Origin of the sequence: Streptomyces sp. NBC_00038 (genome assembly GCF_026343635.1) — a bacterium.
Classification (GTDB): Bacteria; Actinomycetota; Actinomycetes; order Streptomycetales; family Streptomycetaceae; genus Streptomyces.
Genome location: NZ_JAPELQ010000001.1, coordinates 6,011,953 through 6,028,824 on the forward strand (window position 1 = coordinate 6,011,953; position 16,872 = coordinate 6,028,824).

Here is a 16,872-nt window from a genome sequence, read left to right on the forward strand (position 1 = left end):
TCGGGTGAGTACAAAGGAAGCGTCCGTTCCTTGAGAACTCAACAGCGTGCCAAAAATCAACGCCAAGTTTGTTGATACCCCGTCTCCGGCCGATCGGCCGGGGCGAGGTTCCTTTGAAGAAAAACATCAGCGAGGACGCTGTGGACCGTGGGGATTATTCCTCCCTTCGGTTCCGCTCTCGTGATGTCGCACCGGATTACCGGTACACATTCACGGAGAGTTTGATCCTGGCTCAGGACGAACGCTGGCGGCGTGCTTAACACATGCAAGTCGAACGATGAAGCCTTTCGGGGTGGATTAGTGGCGAACGGGTGAGTAACACGTGGGCAATCTGCCCTTCACTCTGGGACAAGCCCTGGAAACGGGGTCTAATACCGGATAACACTCCTCTGGGCATCCAGGGGGGTTGAAAGCTCCGGCGGTGAAGGATGAGCCCGCGGCCTATCAGCTTGTTGGTGAGGTAGTGGCTCACCAAGGCGACGACGGGTAGCCGGCCTGAGAGGGCGACCGGCCACACTGGGACTGAGACACGGCCCAGACTCCTACGGGAGGCAGCAGTGGGGAATATTGCACAATGGGCGAAAGCCTGATGCAGCGACGCCGCGTGAGGGATGACGGCCTTCGGGTTGTAAACCTCTTTCAGCAGGGAAGAAGCGAAAGTGACGGTACCTGCAGAAGAAGCGCCGGCTAACTACGTGCCAGCAGCCGCGGTAATACGTAGGGCGCAAGCGTTGTCCGGAATTATTGGGCGTAAAGAGCTCGTAGGCGGCTTGTCGCGTCGGTTGTGAAAGCCCGGGGCTTAACCCCGGGTCTGCAGTCGATACGGGCAGGCTAGAGTGTGGTAGGGGAGATCGGAATTCCTGGTGTAGCGGTGAAATGCGCAGATATCAGGAGGAACACCGGTGGCGAAGGCGGATCTCTGGGCCATTACTGACGCTGAGGAGCGAAAGCGTGGGGAGCGAACAGGATTAGATACCCTGGTAGTCCACGCCGTAAACGGTGGGAACTAGGTGTTGGCGACATTCCACGTCGTCGGTGCCGCAGCTAACGCATTAAGTTCCCCGCCTGGGGAGTACGGCCGCAAGGCTAAAACTCAAAGGAATTGACGGGGGCCCGCACAAGCAGCGGAGCATGTGGCTTAATTCGACGCAACGCGAAGAACCTTACCAAGGCTTGACATACGCCGGAAAGCATCAGAGATGGTGCCCCCCTTGTGGTCGGTGTACAGGTGGTGCATGGCTGTCGTCAGCTCGTGTCGTGAGATGTTGGGTTAAGTCCCGCAACGAGCGCAACCCTTGTTCTGTGTTGCCAGCATGCCCTTCGGGGTGATGGGGACTCACAGGAGACTGCCGGGGTCAACTCGGAGGAAGGTGGGGACGACGTCAAGTCATCATGCCCCTTATGTCTTGGGCTGCACACGTGCTACAATGGCAGGTACAATGAGCTGCGATGCCGCGAGGCGGAGCGAATCTCAAAAAGCCTGTCTCAGTTCGGATTGGGGTCTGCAACTCGACCCCATGAAGTCGGAGTTGCTAGTAATCGCAGATCAGCATTGCTGCGGTGAATACGTTCCCGGGCCTTGTACACACCGCCCGTCACGTCACGAAAGTCGGTAACACCCGAAGCCGGTGGCCCAACCCCCTTGTGGGGAGGGAGCTGTCGAAGGTGGGACTGGCGATTGGGACGAAGTCGTAACAAGGTAGCCGTACCGGAAGGTGCGGCTGGATCACCTCCTTTCTAAGGAGCACTTCTTACCGATCCCTCCGGGGTGAGGTCAGAGGCCAGTACATCGGCACACGTCCGGTGCTGGTTGCTCATGGGTGGAACGTTGATTATTCGGCACACTTGATCGTCTTCTCCTTCCAGTACTGCTCGCAAGAGTGTGGATCGTTGAGGGAAGCGGCGAGGGGTGTCGGGCACGCTGTTGGGTATCTGAGGGTACGGACTTTGAGTCTGGATCTTCAGTTGCCGGCCCCAGTGAACTCGCCCGTGAGGGTGGGGTGGTGGGTGGTTGGTCGTTGTTTGAGAACTGCACAGTGGACGCGAGCATCTGTGGCCAAGTTTTTAAGGGCGCACGGTGGATGCCTTGGCACCAGGAACCGATGAAGGACGTGGGAGGCCACGATAGTCCCCGGGGAGCCGTCAACCAGGCTTTGATCCGGGGGTTTCCGAATGGGGAAACCCGGCAGTCGTCATGGGCTGTCACCCATACCTGAACACATAGGGTATGTGGAGGGAACGCGGGGAAGTGAAACATCTCAGTACCCGCAGGAAGAGAAAACAACCGTGATTCCGGGAGTAGTGGCGAGCGAAACTGGATGAGGCTAAACCATATGCGTGTGAGACCCGGCAGGGGTTGCGTATGTGGGGTTGTGGGATTTCTCTTTCACGGTCTGCCGATCGTGAGACGAGTCAGAAACCGTTGATGTAGGCGAAGGACATGCGAAAGGTCCGGCGTAGAGGGTAAGACCCCCGTAGTCGAAACGTCAACGGCTCGTTTGAGAAACACCCAAGTAGCACGGGGCCCGAGAAATCCCGTGTGAATCTGGCGGGACCACCCGCTAAGCCTAAATATTCCCTGGTGACCGATAGCGGATAGTACCGTGAGGGAATGGTGAAAAGTACCGCGGGAGCGGAGTGAAATAGTACCTGAAACCGTGTGCCTACAAGCCGTGGGAGCGTCGGAACAAGAGCTTGCTCTTGTTCTCGTGACTGCGTGCCTTTTGAAGAATGAGCCTGCGAGTTTGCGGTGTGTTGCGAGGTTAACCCGTGTGGGGAAGCCGTAGCGAAAGCGAGTCCGAATAGGGCGTTTTAGTAGCGCGCTCAAGACCCGAAGCGGAGTGATCTAGCCATGGGCAGGTTGAAGCGGCTGTAAGAGGTCGTGGAGGACCGAACCCACCAGGGTTGAAAACCTGGGGGATGACCTGTGGTTAGGGGTGAAAGGCCAATCAAACTCCGTGATAGCTGGTTCTCCCCGAAATGCATTTAGGTGCAGCGTCGTGTGTTTCTTGCCGGAGGTAGAGCACTGGATAGGCGATGGGCCCTACCGGGTTACTGACCTTAGCCAAACTCCGAATGCCGGTAAGTGAGAGCGCGGCAGTGAGACTGTGGGGGATAAGCTCCATGGTCGAGAGGGAAACAGCCCAGAGCATCGACTAAGGCCCCTAAGCGTACGCTAAGTGGGAAAGGATGTGGAGTCGCACAGACAACCAGGAGGTTGGCTTAGAAGCAGCCACCCTTGAAAGAGTGCGTAATAGCTCACTGGTCTAGTGATTCCGCGCCGACAATGTAGCGGGGCTCAAGCGTACCGCCGAAGTCGTGTCATTCCAGCACATACCCCCAACGGGGGCTGGGATGGGTAGGGGAGCGTCGTGTGCCGGGTGAAGCCGCAGCGGAAGCTAGTGGTGGACGGTTCACGAGTGAGAATGCAGGCATGAGTAGCGATACACACGTGAGAAACGTGTGCGCCGATTGACTAAGGGTTCCTGGGTCAAGCTGATCTGCCCAGGGTAAGTCGGGACCTAAGGCGAGGCCGACAGGCGTAGTCGATGGATAACCGGTTGATATTCCGGTACCCGCTGTGAAGCGTCAAACATTGAACCAGGCGATGCTAAGTCCGTGAAGCCGTCCCGGACCCTTCGGGGAAAGGGAAGTGGTGGAGCCGACGGACCAGACCTGCAGTAGGTGAGTGATGGGGTGACGCAGGAAGGTAGTCCATCCCGGGCGGTGGTTGTCCCGGGGTAAGGGTGTAGCCCGTCATCTAGGCAAATCCGGATGACACGAGGGTGAGACCTGATGCCGAGCCGATTGTGGTGAAGTGGATGATCCTATGCTGTCGAGAAAAGCCTCTAGCGAGTTTCATGGCGGCCCGTACCCTAAACCGACTCAGGTGGTCAGGTAGAGAATACCGAGGCGTTCGGGTGAACTATGGTTAAGGAACTCGGCAAAATGCCCCCGTAACTTCGGGAGAAGGGGGGCCATCACCGGTGATAGCACTTGCTGCTTGAGCTGGGGGTGGCCGCAGAGACCAGCGAGAAGCGACTGTTTACTAAAAACACAGGTCCGTGCGAAGCCGTAAGGCGATGTATACGGACTGACGCCTGCCCGGTGCTGGAACGTTAAGGGGACCGGTTAGTCACTCTTCGGGGTGGCGAAGCTGAGAACTTAAGCGCCAGTAAACGGCGGTGGTAACTATAACCATCCTAAGGTAGCGAAATTCCTTGTCGGGTAAGTTCCGACCTGCACGAATGGCGTAACGACTTCTCGACTGTCTCAACCATAGGCCCGGTGAAATTGCACTACGAGTAAAGATGCTCGTTTCGCGCAGCAGGACGGAAAGACCCCGGGACCTTTACTACAGTTTGATATTGGTGTTCGGTTCGGCTTGTGTAGGATAGCTGGGAGACTGTGAAGTTCGAGCGCCAGCTCGGGTGGAGTCGTCGTTGAAATACCAGTCTGGTCGTGCTGGATGTCTAACCTGGGTCCGTGATCCGGATCAGGGACAGTGTCTGATGGGTAGTTTAACTGGGGCGGTTGCCTCCTAAAGAGTAACGGAGGCGCCCAAAGGTTCCCTCAGCCTGGTTGGTAATCAGGTGTTGAGTGTAAGTGCACAAGGGAGCTTGACTGTGAGACCGACGGGTCGAGCAGGGACGAAAGTCGGGACTAGTGATCCGGCGGTGGCTTGTGGAAGCGCCGTCGCTCAACGGATAAAAGGTACCCCGGGGATAACAGGCTGATCTTCCCCAAGAGTCCATATCGACGGGATGGTTTGGCACCTCGATGTCGGCTCGTCGCATCCTGGGGCTGGAGTCGGTCCCAAGGGTTGGGCTGTTCGCCCATTAAAGCGGTACGCGAGCTGGGTTTAGAACGTCGTGAGACAGTTCGGTCCCTATCCGCTGCGCGCGCAGGAATATTGAGAAGGGCTGTCCCTAGTACGAGAGGACCGGGACGGACGAACCTCTGGTGTGCCAGTTGTCCTGCCAAGGGCATGGCTGGTTGGCTACGTTCGGGAGGGATAACCGCTGAAAGCATCTAAGCGGGAAGCCTGCTTCGAGATGAGTATTCCCACCCACTAGATGGGTTAAGGCTCCCAGTAGACGACTGGGTTGATAGGCCAGATGTGGAAGCCCAGTAATGGGCGAAGCTGACTGGTACTAATAGGCCGAGGGCTTGTCCTCAGTTGCTCGCGTCCACTGTGTTGGTTCTGAAACCACGAACAACCGTTGTAGCCATGCCACGGCTCCGGTTTGAGAAGTTTCACCGTGTTTCGGTGGTCATAGCGTGAGGGAAACGCCCGGTTACATTCCGAACCCGGAAGCTAAGCCTCACAGCGCCGATGGTACTGCAGGGGGGACCCTGTGGGAGAGTAGGACGCCGCCGAACTAATTGTAGAGAAAACCCCTGTACCGGGAATCCGGTACAGGGGTTTTCTGCGTTTAGGGTCTCTTCGTTCTAATGTCGCAGTATGCGCTACGAATTGATCATCTTCGACAACGACGGTGTCCTCGTGGACAGTGAGCCGATCTCCAACGCGCTCCTTGCCGCGTACCTCACCGAGCTCGGGCACCCCACCTCGTACGAGGAGTCGCTCCGCGACTACATGGGGGCCGCCATGCATCGCGTACACGATCTTGTCGAGGAGCGGACCGGGCAGCGGTTGCCCGCGGACTTCGACGAGGTTTTCCATGCTCGCGTCTTCGCCGCCTTCGAGCGGGAGTTGGAGCCGGTACCCGGCGCTGTGCAGGTGCTGGAGAAGCTGGCTGCGGACCGGGTGCCGTACTGCGTGGCCTCTTCCGGGAGTCATGAGCGGATTCGTGTGGGGCATCGGAAGACCGGGCTCGACCGGTGGTTCGACGAGGGGCGCGTCTTCAGTTCGCAGGATGTGGGGCGGGGAAAGCCGGCGCCGGATCTGTTTCTGTACGCGGCCGAGCGGATGGGCGTAGCGCCGGAGAAGTGTGTCGTCGTGGAGGACAGTCCGCTGGGGGTGCAGGCGGCAGTCGCGGCCGGGATGGATGTGTACGGGTTCACGGCCATGACGCCCGCCGACCGGCTGGCCGGGGCCACTCGACTCTTCTCCGACATGGGGGAGTTGGCTGACCTGCTCGTATGACCTGGGCGCCTGGTGCGTTTCCGGCTCGATCTTCTTGTTCGGCATCAGCCGGGGCGTGCTGAGCTGGAGAGCTGAGCAAAATTCATCTTCGGTTGGATCTACCCACGGGTAAGCCGGGGCTCTACGCTCGCCGCCATGACAGATGTGCTGCGGCGCGGTAGGGCCTCGCTCGCCTTCAGTTTCTTCGCCCAGGGCGTCGCCTTCGCGCTGCTCGTGACGCGTATACCCGCGATCCAGGACCGCTACGGCATCTCCGACGCGTTGCTGCCGGTGTTCCTCGCCGCCGTGCCGGTCCTGGCCGGGGTGGGGAGCGTGGCCACCGAGAAGTTGGTCAAGCGAATACCCCCCAGCCGCGTACTGAGGTGGTCTCAGCCCGTCGTACTCCTTGCCCTGCTGGGTGTCGGGTCCGGTGACCATGTGGCCGAGGTGGCTGTCTCGCTCGGCGCCTTCGGGCTCGCTGTCGGTGCGCTCGACGCCTCCATGAACATGCTGGGGGTGAGCCTTCAGCGGACGTACGGGCGCAGCATCATGCTCGGGTTTCATGCCGCGTACAGCTTGGGCGGGATCCTGGGGGCCTCGCTCGCGTGGGCGGGGGCGCACTGGCATCTGTCGCTGTTCGTGTCGTATCTGCCGGTCGTGGTGGTGCTGGTGCCGGCGGCGCTTGTCGGGAGTCGGTGGTACGTCGACGGGGGTGCCGGCGTCGGTGTGGCTGACGCTTCTCCCGCGAAGGGGGAGGTGGGCGAGGCCTCGCCCGTCGTCTTCAAGTTGCTGCTGCCGCTGTGTCTGGTGATGACCTTCGCCTACATCGGGGACTCGACCGTCTCCAACTGGAGTGCGAAGTATCTGCAGGACGTGCTGGGCAGTTCGGAGCAGCTCGCGACCGTTCCGTACAACGTGTATATGGTCACGACGCTGCTGGGGCGGGCCATCGGGGACTTCGGGGTGCGGCGGTTCGGGGCCGTGGCGGTTGTGCGGCTGGGGGCGATGGTCGCGGCGCTGGGGTTCGGTGTGGTGGCGGTGGCGCCTGGTGCTTGGGTGGGGATGCTCGGGTTCACCCTGCTGGGGCTGGGGTTGTGTGTGATCGTGCCGCAGACCTTCGCGGCTGCCGGGCGGCTCTTCCCCGGGGCTTCGGATACGGCCATCGCGCGGCTCAATATCTTCAACTATGTGGGGTTCCTGATCGGTTCGCCCTTGGTGGGGGCGCTGGGGGACGCCTGGAACTACCGGGGCGCCATGCTCGTACCCATGGTGCTGGTTCTGCTGATCCTGAGGTACGCCCAGTCGTTCGCCGTTGAACCGGACCGATACGGTGATGGTCATGAGCGGCCGCGCACAGCTGATGTGGGACGAGGCAGTAACGGGCTATGACTTCGGTCCGGACCATCCGATGGATCCGGTCCGGCTGGTGTTGACGAGGAAGCTCGTCGACGCTTTCGGGCTTGATCGCGACGTTGATGTGGTTGCGGCGAAGCCGGCCGGGGAGTCGACGTTGCGGCTCGTGCATCGCGAGGACTACGTGGAGGCGGTGAAGGCCGCTTCCGTGGATCCGGAGGCTGCCGACACCTCGTACGGGCTCGGGACCATGGACGATCCCGCCTTCGCCGGGATGCATGAGGTGTCCGCGATGATCGCCGGGCAGTCGGTGGGGGCGGCGGAGGCGGTGTGGCGCGGGGACGCCGTGCACGCCGTGAACTTCGCGGGTGGGCTGCATCATGCGATGCCCGGGAGTGCGTCCGGGTTCTGTATCTACAACGACGCTTCGCTGGCCATCGCGCGGCTGCTGGAGCTGGGGGCCGAGCGGGTCGCCTACATCGATGTGGATGTGCATCACGGGGACGGGGTGCAGGCGGCGTTCTGGGAGGATCCGCGGGTTCTGACGATCTCGCTGCATGAGCATCCGCGGACCTTGTTCCCGCAGACCGGGTGGCCGGAGGAGACGGGGGCCGACAGCGCGGAGGGGTCCGCCGTCAATGTCGCGCTGCCTGCGGGGACCGGGGATGCGGGGTGGCTGCGGGCCTTTCATTCCGTGGTGCCTGAGCTGATCGCCGACTTTCGGCCGCAGGTGCTGGTGACTCAGCACGGGGCCGACACGCATTTCGAGGATCCGCTCGCGCATCTCGCGGTGTCGCTGGACGCGCAGCGGGCTGTGCAGGTTGCTTGTCATGAGCTGGCGCACGAGTACGCCGAGGGGCGGTGGGTCGCGCTGGGTGGGGGTGGGTACGCGGTGGTGGATGTGGTGCCTCGGTCGTGGACGCATCTGGTCGCCATCGCGGCGGGGCGGGAGATTGCGCCCGAGACGGTTGTTCCTGAGGGGTGGCGGCAGGAAGTGTTCGCTCGTGCGCGGCAGTTGGCGCCGGGGCGGATGACTGATGGGCGGTGGCCTGTGTCCTGGAAGGGGTGGGACGCCGGGTACGACCCGGCGGATCGGCTTGATCAGGCGGTTTTGGCTACTCGGCGGGCCGTGTTTCCGTTGCGGGGGTTGTTGCCGTAGGTGGGGGTGGGGTGGCCGTGAGGGTTTTTCGCCCCCTCCGCCCCTGCCCGTCCCTTGCTTCTGGGGGCTCCGCCCCCAGACCCCCGGTCGCCCGAAGGGCTCGTCCTCAAACGCCGGACGGGCTGAAAGACCTTCCCGGCCGGAGCCCGATGGCACCCATTACGCCAACTGTGCGGCCTTTTCGGGATTTTCGGGGTGAAGACCCGGCAAATGCGTCAGCATCGCTGGTGTGTTGAGCACCGGAGCGTTGCGTGCACACCTGTTGGCTGCCCGGTTGGCCGGGCCTGTGGCCACCTCGCGTGAGGAGAGCCTGCGCAGTTATCGGCTCTTCGCCGCCCGTGATCCTCGCGTTCTGCTCGGGCTTGATCCCGAATGGAGCTGGCGGCAGCGGGACTTGATCGAGTTGATGGCGGACAAGTGCGGGGTTTCTGCCGACCCGGCGCACACTTCGGGGCATGATGTGATCGATCCCGAGCGGACGCTGGCGGCCCTCGACGCCTTCGCGGCGCGGCTCGGAGAGGCGGCCCGGAACCGCGAACCGGTGCTTCTCGGTACCGGGCACCCGCACCGCCTGATCAGTTTCTACGCCGCCCTCGCGGACGCGCTGTCGGCGGCGGGGTGTGCCGTCCTCACCCCCGCGCAGGGTAGCTCTGTCGACATAACGACCCGGTTCGGTCTACGCACGTACAACCTTGACTACGTACAAGGCGTCGCGCTGGTGCGCGAACCCGGCGCGCGAGCCCCCGGTAGTGCGACCGGCGCACACTCCCACTCACCCCTCCCGGTTCGTACCGTTCTGGCCGCCGCTGCGGAGGCCGGCGGACCGCTCCCGGAGCTGGTGATCGGGGACCACGGATGGGTCTGCGGAGCAGGTCAGCTGGGGTTCGAGGCGATGGGGCTGGCGGATACGGACGATCCTGCGCTCTTCGTCGGGGAGGCAGAGGGGCGGGTGTCCGTCGTCGTTCCGCTTGATGACGCTGTGCGGTCTGATTACTACCGACCGCTTACTCGCTATGTACTCAATCGAGCGTGTCTGTCACAGTAGGCGGCCGATGGCAGCTCCTCTTCCCCACTCGCATCACCCGCCCCTACTCTGGGGAGTGAGCACGCAACGACGAAGTGTCACCGGAAGGGGAAGCCGGTGACCGTCGAGTGCGGAAGGTTCAGGTGTGTCATGGCTGCAGCTGGCGAGAGGCCTCTGAACGAGGTTCAGTTCCTGACCGTGGCGGAAGTCGCCTCGGTGATGCGAGTGTCGAAGATGACCGTGTACCGCTTGGTGCACAGCGGTCATCTGCCGGCGATCCGGGTGGGGAGGTCCTTCCGGGTGCCGGAGCAAGCGGTTCACGAGTACCTCCGCGAGAGCTACGTGGGGGTGGAGACAGCCTGACGGCGGTCCGGGAGACCGGCCGGGAGGCTCCGGGAGATCCTCAGGGATCACCCGGAGATCGCCTGGAGATCTCCCGGATCCCCTCGATTACGACCTCAGCGCTCGGACGGGTAGGCTGGCCCCTCATAGTCGTGTGGGCCCATGCAGCCCAGCAGCGAGTAAAGAGAAGTGAGCGAGGGTAGTCGTGGGCTCTGTTATCAAGAAGCGGCGCAAGCGGATGGCGAAGAAGAAGCACCGCAAGCTGCTCAAGCGCACTCGCGTTCAGCGTCGCAACAAGAAGTAAGCGGCGCCGCTAGAAGCGCGTACTGTGGCCCTCCACCGACTGGTGGGGGGCCACAGGCGTATCCGGCCACGAAAGGCTTTGCCATTTCCGGGCCGAATTCAGCCCGTCGCCGGCGGCAGAAAGCCTTTTCATTGCTGAGCGTGTATGAGCGTATGTCTGTGCGCCGAATGGCTTGGTCTGGTCGTACGTCTGTGGCTGTCGTCACTTCGTGCATCGGGCGGTCATCACAGCGCAACATCAACCCGCTAGGTTGGCGGCACACGGGGAACACGGCAGGGTACGAGCAGAGCTACGTTGCAGGTCTGGAAGGAAGGCGCTGATCTTGGGGAAGGTCGTGCTCGTGACCGGGGTGGCCCGTCGGCTGGGCGGCCGGTTCGTACGGCGGATCCAGCGTGACCCACAGGTGGACCGGGTGATCGCCGTGGACGCGGTCCCGCCCGAGCATCATCTCGGCGGTGCCGACTTCATCCAGGCCGACATCCGGCACCCCACCATCGCGCGCGTGCTCGCCGAGACGAACGCCGACACGGTCGTGCACATGGATGTGACGGGCACCGCGCTGGGCAGCGGCAGCCGGACGACGGTCAAGGAGACCAACGTCATCGGCACCATGCAGCTCCTGGGCGCCTGCCAGAAGTCCCCGACGGTCAAGCGGCTCGTCGTGAAGTCCAGTACGAACGTGTACGGGTCCGCGCCGCGCGATCCGGCCGTCTTCACCGAGAACACCCCGCCCAAGTCGCTGCCCAGCGGCGGCTTCGCGAAGGACACGGTCGAGGTCGAGGGGTACGTACGAGGGTTCGCGCGCCGGCGGCCCGACGTCGCCGTGTGTGTGCTGCGGTTCGCGAACATCCTGGGGCCGAGCGCGGATTCGCCGCTCGCCTCGTACTTCTCGCTGCCGGTGCTGCCGACCGTGTTCGGCTACGACCCGCGGCTGCAGTTCGTGCACGAGGACGACGTGATCGAGGTGCTGCGGATCGCCTCGCACGAGCCGGAGCGCGGGACGCTCAACAGCGGCACGTTCAACATCGCGGGCGACGGCGTCCTGTTGCTCTCCCAGTGCTCGCGGCGCCTCGGGCGCCCGACGGTGCCGCTGCTGCTGCCCGCGCTCACCTGGGCGGGCACGGCGGTGCGTACCCTGGGCGTGACGGACTTCTCGCCGGAGCAGCTGCGGCTGCTCACGCACGGCCGGGTCGTGGCGACGAAGCAGATGCGCGAGACGCTTGGATTCCAGCCGAAGTTCACGACGGCGGAGACCTTCGCGGACTTCGCCCGCAGCCGGGGGCCCGGACTCCTGCCCCCCGAGGCCGTTGCGGGAGCGGTCGACCGGATCGCCGCGCTGCCCTACCTGGGCGGCGGCCACCCCCCGACGCAGAGCGCCAACTGAGGAGCGCATCAACGATGGCGGACGCCAAGGTCATTCCGTTCGACGACGACCGGTCGCGCGGGGGTGCGGTGCAGCGCCCGCCGCGTCGCCGGAGCGCGGGTAGCCGGCGCACGGGCGATCCCGTGGTGGTACGTGAGGTCCAGCCCCTGCCCGGCCGGGCCGTACAGCGGGATGATGTTCCCGTGACGCGTGAGGAACAGCCGCCCCAGGAGCCGCAGGAGAGCGGTGGTCTGGAACGGCGTATCGCCGGGGGCCTGGCCTTCCTGCGCCGGCGGCTCACGGGCGACTACGAGGTCGACGACTTCGGTTACGACGCCGAACTCACCGACCAGGTACTGATGTCCCTGGTCCGCCCGGTCTACGAGAAGTACTTCCGGGTCGAGGTGAAGGGCATCGAGAACATCTCGGCCGAGGGCGGGGCGCTGATCGTCGCCAACCACTCCGGGACGCTGCCGCTGGACGGCCTGATGATGCAGGTCGCCGTCCACGACAACCATCCCGCTGGCCGCCACCTCCGGCTCCTGGCGGCCGACCTGGTCTTCATGCTGCCGGTCGTCAACGAGCTGGCCCGCAAGGCCGGTCACACCCTCGCCTGCGCCGAGGACGCGGAGCGCCTGCTCGAACGCGGCGAACTGGTCGGTGTGATGCCCGAGGGCTTCAAGGGCATCGGCAAGCCCTTCAGTGAGCGCTACAAGCTCCAGCGCTTCGGCCGCGGCGGCTTCGTCTCCACGGCCCTGAAGCAGGGCACCCCGATCATCCCGTGCTCGATCGTCGGCGCGGAGGAGATCTACCCGATGATCGGCAACGCGAAGACTCTGGCGCGTGTGCTGGGCATCCCGTACTTCCCGATCACCCCGACCTTCCCGTGGCTGGGCCCGCTCGGCGCGGTCCCGCTCCCCACGAAGTGGACGATCCAGTTCGGCGAGCCGATCCGGACGGACGGCTATCCGCCGGAGGCGGCGGAGGATCCGATGCTGATGTTCAACCTGACGGATCAGGTGCGGGAGCAGATCCAGCACACGCTGTACAAGCTGCTGGTGCAGCGGCGATCAGTGTTCTTCTGAGCCGGCCAGTTGAACCGGCCAGCGTTCTTCTGATCATGCACATACGTTTCTTCTGATTACGCGCCTGTACGGCGGTGGGGGCGCCCTTCCTGAGAAGGGCGCCCCCACCGCCGTACAGCATCTGCGTCTAGCCCGCATCCTCGCTGTCGATGCCCAGGCCCGGGAGCAGGCCCGGGAGGAGCGGTGGCAGGGTGACGTCCGGTTCGTCGACGGACGGAGTGCCGTTGCCGGTGGACGGGGAGGCGGAGCCGGTGGTGTCCTCGGGCGGATCCAGGAGGCCGCCCGTGTTGCCGCCGAGCAGGCCCTCGTCCTGGCTGTCCGAGGTGGACGGCTTGGGTTTGCCGCTGCTCTGGCCGCCGGTGGAGGAACCGCCGCTGGTGGCGCTGGGCGCCGGACGGTCCGTACCGGAGGAGCCGGTGGAGTCGGAACTGGAGCCGCGGTGGCGGCCCGTGCCCTCCTGCACGGGCGGCTGTGGGAGCAGCGAGCGCAGCGGGTCGACCTCGTCGTCTATGGCGTCGAAGACCGACGAGACCTGGCTGCTCACGTCGCCGAGCTGCACGGGCAGCCGGTCACGCAGCACACCCCAGGCTTCGCGGTGGGACTGCGAGAAGGCGGACAGGGCCTGGATGGGGCCCAGTGAGCCGTCCCGCTCGTACGCCTCGTGCAGCAGGCGGTGGCCCTCGGCCGCGTCGTGCTGCATGCCCGACAGGGCGCGGCGGATCTCGCCCAGGGACTCGTGGTCGAGCTGCCCGGAACGGTCGCGCTCCATCAGGCGGCGTGCCTCGCTGAGCCGGGTCGAGGCCTGGTCGAGGTAGACCTCGCCCCGGTCGCTGTCCCCGTGGGCCAGGCCCAGCTTGACGTCCTCCATGCCGCGCTTCAGCCCGTAGAGCGAGTCACCGGGGAGGGCGTCGGAGCTGGCAGCGGCCACGCCGCCGAAGGCTCCCGCGGCCACACCGACGGTGAGCCCGCCCGCGGCGAGGCCCTTCGACAGCCGGGAACGGGGCCGCAACTTCCCCAGCCCGGTCGCCCGGTGCGCGCCCCGCCGGGAGCGCTGCTCGGGCACCGAAGGCCCCAAACCCTCGCCTCCCGACGCGGTGCCCTCCAGCAGCATCGCCTCCATCGCGGCCACGAGCTGGGCTCGCTGTACGACTTTGACTCCGGGGTCCAGCCCCGGTTTGGGCAGCTCGCCGAGACCGGTGGCGAGGGCCAACAGCAGGCCCTGCTCGGTCTGTTCCGACGCAGCCTGGGACGGTGCCGACCCATCGGGCTGCTCGGCCGCCGTGCCCTGGTCGGACTGGTCCTCCAGGGCCAGGGCGAAGGCGTTCGCCCGCCGGTGTGCCGATACGTTCGCGATCACTGGCGGCACCTCCTCTCATCATGACGGTCGACTCCCCAGGGGGTCCTGAGGGTTGCACTCCCTGACCACATCCACACGATCGAGTGATCGGTGGTGGCCAAGGAGTGACCACAGGGAGCCTGTATCCCGCACAACGAGCGTCGCGGCACTTGGGTTACGGACGACGGATGATCGGACCGCGAAGTCAACAGACTTTTACGGAAGGTGAGTTGAGCGTCGCTGAGCGTGTGGGATCGCTATGGCGTTTGTACCGGTGTACGGGCTTCAGCGAGCGTCGTCCGGGAGGAGTCTGGCCAGCGTGCGGACCGCCCGGTACTGGAGGGTCTTGATCGCGCCCTCGTTCTTGCCCATCACGCGGGCGGTCTCGGCGACCGAGAGCCCCTGGAGGAAGCGCAGGGTGACGCACTCCTGCTGCTGGGGATTGAGGCGCCGTACGGCATCCAGCAGTGCCGCGTTCGACAGTGACTCCAGGACGGAGTCCTCGGGGCTGCGCTCGACATCGTTCGAGTCGAGCATGTCGCCGGTGGTCACTTCCAGTCGGAAGCGGCTGGACTTGAAGTGGTCGGCGACCAGGTTGCGGGCGATGGTCACCAGCCAGGCGCCGAAGTCGCGGCCCTGCCAGGTGAAGGTTCCGATGCGGCGCAGGGCGCGCAGGAACGTCTCGCTGGTGAGGTCTTCCGCGGTCGCCTTTCCGCCGACGCGGTAGTAGATGTAGCGGTACACGGTGTCGCTGTACTGGTCGTAGAGACGGCCGAAGGCATCGGCCTCGCCCGCTTGGGCGCGCTCCACGAGTTCCATCATCCGGGCGCTGTCACTGTCTGCGGCCGGGCGGCGTGCGGTGGTGGCCGAGCTCGAGCGGCCCCGTCTGCCGACCGCCGCGCTTCCGTCGGCCAGGGCGTAGCAAGGGCCGACGGGCGCGGGGCCGGCGAAGGCGGGGACGGCGTACGCGGTGGGGACGAAGCCGCGCAAGCGGTCCAGGACCGTTGCGCGCAGCGTAGCCAGGCCCGAGGCGTCAACCCCGACGTGTGAGTACACGGGACTCCCAGAGGCAGAGCTTCCATCACGTTCAGTGCGGAACCGTTCACCCGTCGTAGCGACGGAGGGGTGGCGGTTTGCGTCTGAGGAGAATAACGCTTCGTACAGGCAGCGCTACACCGAGTTGCTCAAATCACCGGTTGCGTCGCTTCTGTTGCCTATTGACGCCGGTTCAAGTGCCGGACGGTGACCGTTTGTTGATCGTTTTGGTCCGGGTTCCGTTTGAGTGCGGGGCGTGTTGTGGTCGTCTGCGGTTAACGGGACTGGCGGGGGCGTTGTGCGGGTAGGAACGTGGGATTGCCGGGTTTCGGCCGTGTCATGAGCATCCGGAGGCGCGTGGGCTGGGGCGTGGGTTGTTCGCCCCCTCCGCCCCTACCCGTCCCTTGCCCCTGGGGGCTGCCGCCCCCAGACCCCCGCATCGCGCTGACGCGCTCGTCCTCAAACGCCGGACGGGCTGAAAAGACCTTCCCCGGCCCGGGGCTGGAGAGCGCAGCCCCCCGGGGGTGGGTGGGGGGTCGGGATGGCGTCGCCTCGTCGTCGAACACCGGACGGGCTGATGGATCTCTGGCCGGGGTTGGCGAGTGCAGCACCGTGGAGGAGCGGGGCGGCACCGTCTTGTACTCAAAAGTCGGACGCGGGTGTTGCCGGGTCGGGCTGAAGAGTGCAGCCCCGGCGGGTGGGTGGGGGATTGGGGTGGCGTCGCACCGTCCTCAAATGCCCGGTGCGCTGTTGGGTCTTCGGCCGGGGTTGGCGAGTGCAGCACCGCGGGTAAGCGGGCGGCACCGCCCCGCTCCTCAAATGCCGGACGCTCTACGCCGCTTCAGCGGCGGCGGCGGTGCAAGGCGATTGCTGCTGCTGTGCCGCCTGCTACTGCGCCGACTCCTGCTGCGGCTGGGATGCCTACCTTGGCTGCTTTGCGGCCTGTGCGGTAGTCGCGTAGGCGCCATTCCAGGTTGCGGGCGTGTTTGCGGAGTTTGGTGTCCGGGTTGATGGCGTAGGGGTGGCCTACCAGGGAGAGCATGGGGATGTCGTTGTGGGAGTCGCTGTAGGCGGCGCAGCGGGAGAGGTCTAGGCCCTCTGCGGCGGCCAGGGCGCGTACTGCCTCTGCCTTGGCGGGGCCGTGCAGCGGTTCGCCGACGAGCTTGCCGGTGTAGACGCCGTTGACCGACTCGGCGACCGTGCCGAGCGCGCCGGTCAGGCCCAGGCGGCGGGCGATCACCGTCGCGATCTCGACCGGGGCGGCTGTGACGAGCCACACCTTCTGGCCGGCGTCCAGGTGCGCTTCGGCCAGTGCGCGCGTACCCGGCCAGATGCGCTCGGCCATGTACTCGTCGTAGATCTCCTCGCCGATGGACATCAGCTCGGCGACACGGTGGCCCTTCACGATCGACAGGGCGGAGTCGCGGGCCTCCTGCATGTGCTCCGGGTCCTCGACGCCCGCCAGTCTGAACCACGCCTGCTGCCAGGCGAATTTGGCGAGGTCGCGCGTCTCGAAGAACTTCCGCTTGTGCAGGCCGCGGCCGAAGTGGAAGAGCGCGGCGCCCTGCATCACGGTGTTGTCGAGGTCGAAGAAGGCGGCTGCCTTGTCGTCGCCGAGCACCGGGAAGTCCGGTTCGGCGGGGACGTCGGGCGCGGCTTCGTGCGCGAGTTCCTCCTGCTCCTGGGAGGTTTTGCGCGCTGCCTCCGCCGAGGCCTCGCCTGCCAACACGCTCCGCGCGGTGGCGGAGCGCCTACGGGGAGTGAGCCATCCGAGAGCGGCCAT

The 16,872-nt window shown here is 64.8% G+C and carries 11 protein-coding genes and 3 rRNA genes; 11 read left to right on the top strand and 3 right to left on the bottom strand.

The features are described from left to right. Positions 1 to 209: 209 nt before the first annotated feature. From OG219_RS27195 to OG219_RS27245, 11 genes are all read left to right on the top strand, one after another. Positions 210 to 1,737: ribosomal RNA gene (locus tag OG219_RS27195) — 16S ribosomal RNA — on the top strand. Between the two features lie 317 nt (positions 1,738 to 2,054). Then, positions 2,055 to 5,177 (top strand): 23S ribosomal RNA (locus tag OG219_RS27200). Between the two features lie 88 nt (positions 5,178 to 5,265). Then, a 5S ribosomal RNA gene (gene rrf / locus OG219_RS27205) occupies positions 5,266 to 5,382 on the top strand. The 16S, 23S and 5S rRNA genes sit together here, the layout of an rRNA operon. Positions 5,383 to 5,464: 82 nt before the next feature. Continuing rightward, positions 5,465 to 6,109 carry an HAD family phosphatase gene (locus OG219_RS27210; protein ID WP_266830704.1) on the top strand — a complete coding sequence of 215 codons (645 nt, stop codon included), beginning with the start codon at positions 5,465 to 5,467 and terminating at the stop codon, positions 6,107 to 6,109. A gap of 135 nt (positions 6,110 to 6,244) precedes the next feature. Beyond that, on the top strand, positions 6,245 to 7,477 hold the full coding sequence (locus OG219_RS27215) for an MFS transporter (RefSeq protein WP_266830706.1): 1,233 nt from the start codon (positions 6,245 to 6,247) through the stop codon (positions 7,475 to 7,477). Further along, on the top strand, positions 7,428 to 8,600 hold the full coding sequence (locus OG219_RS27220; RefSeq protein WP_266830708.1) for an acetoin utilization protein AcuC: 1,173 nt from the start codon (positions 7,428 to 7,430) through the stop codon (positions 8,598 to 8,600). Before OG219_RS27215 ends, OG219_RS27220 begins: the two co-directional genes overlap by 50 nt. 229 nt (positions 8,601 to 8,829) lie before the next feature. Continuing rightward, entirely contained in the window at positions 8,830 to 9,645 is an 816-nt protein-coding gene (locus OG219_RS27225; protein WP_266830710.1) for a phosphatase, read from the top strand. Positions 9,646 to 9,774: 129 nt separating this feature from the next. After that, positions 9,775 to 9,987: a helix-turn-helix domain-containing protein gene (locus tag OG219_RS27230; RefSeq protein ID WP_004984898.1), complete on the top strand. Its 213-nt coding sequence runs from the start codon at positions 9,775 to 9,777 to the stop codon at positions 9,985 to 9,987. Between the two features lie 184 nt (positions 9,988 to 10,171). Next, a complete protein-coding gene (locus tag OG219_RS27235; protein ID WP_003948845.1) occupies positions 10,172 to 10,270 on the top strand; it encodes an AURKAIP1/COX24 domain-containing protein in 99 nt (32 codons plus the stop codon). Positions 10,271 to 10,592: 322 nt separating this feature from the next. Further along, positions 10,593 to 11,654 carry an NAD-dependent epimerase/dehydratase family protein gene (locus OG219_RS27240; protein WP_266830712.1) on the top strand — a complete coding sequence of 354 codons (1,062 nt, stop codon included), beginning with the start codon at positions 10,593 to 10,595 and terminating at the stop codon, positions 11,652 to 11,654. A 14-nt stretch (positions 11,655 to 11,668) separates the two neighbouring features. Continuing rightward, positions 11,669 to 12,718: a lysophospholipid acyltransferase family protein gene (locus tag OG219_RS27245; protein ID WP_266830714.1), complete on the top strand. Its 1,050-nt coding sequence runs from the start codon at positions 11,669 to 11,671 to the stop codon at positions 12,716 to 12,718. A gap of 127 nt (positions 12,719 to 12,845) precedes the next feature. On the opposite strand, the gene OG219_RS27250 is transcribed toward OG219_RS27245, so the two are convergent. The 3 genes from OG219_RS27250 to OG219_RS27260 all read right to left on the bottom strand — a co-directional run bounded on the left by OG219_RS27250 (position 12,846) and on the right by OG219_RS27260 (position 16,872). After that, the gene (locus OG219_RS27250) at positions 12,846 to 14,075 is read right to left on the bottom strand and encodes a DUF5667 domain-containing protein (protein ID WP_266830716.1); all 1,230 of its coding nucleotides are present in this window, start codon (positions 14,073 to 14,075) and stop codon (positions 12,846 to 12,848) included. 264 nt (positions 14,076 to 14,339) lie between these two features. Continuing rightward, positions 14,340 to 15,110 (bottom strand): ECF subfamily RNA polymerase sigma factor, BldN family, encoded by a 771-nt coding sequence (locus OG219_RS27255; RefSeq protein ID WP_266456870.1) that lies wholly within the window; start codon positions 15,108 to 15,110, stop codon positions 14,340 to 14,342. A gap of 820 nt (positions 15,111 to 15,930) precedes the next feature. Next, positions 15,931 to 16,872, bottom strand: coding sequence for an HAD family phosphatase (locus OG219_RS27260; protein WP_266830719.1), 942 nt, complete (start codon positions 16,870 to 16,872; stop codon positions 15,931 to 15,933).

What these genes read in the sequence shown, in the direction of transcription:
- OG219_RS27215 (WP_266830706.1), top strand. Translation starts at nt 6,245, where the DNA reads ATGACAGATGTGCTGCGGCGCGGTAGGGCCTCGCTCGCCTTCAGTTTC.
- OG219_RS27260 (WP_266830719.1), bottom strand. Translation starts at nt 16,872, where the DNA reads ATGGCCGCTCTCGGATGGCTCACTCCCCGTAGGCGCTCCGCCACCGCG.
- OG219_RS27220 (WP_266830708.1), top strand. Translation starts at nt 7,428, where the DNA reads ATGAGCGGCCGCGCACAGCTGATGTGGGACGAGGCAGTAACGGGCTAT.
- OG219_RS27245 (WP_266830714.1), top strand. Translation starts at nt 11,669, where the DNA reads ATGGCGGACGCCAAGGTCATTCCGTTCGACGACGACCGGTCGCGCGGG.
- OG219_RS27210 (WP_266830704.1), top strand. Translation starts at nt 5,465, where the DNA reads ATGCGCTACGAATTGATCATCTTCGACAACGACGGTGTCCTCGTGGAC.
- OG219_RS27230 (WP_004984898.1), top strand. Translation starts at nt 9,775, where the DNA reads ATGGCTGCAGCTGGCGAGAGGCCTCTGAACGAGGTTCAGTTCCTGACC.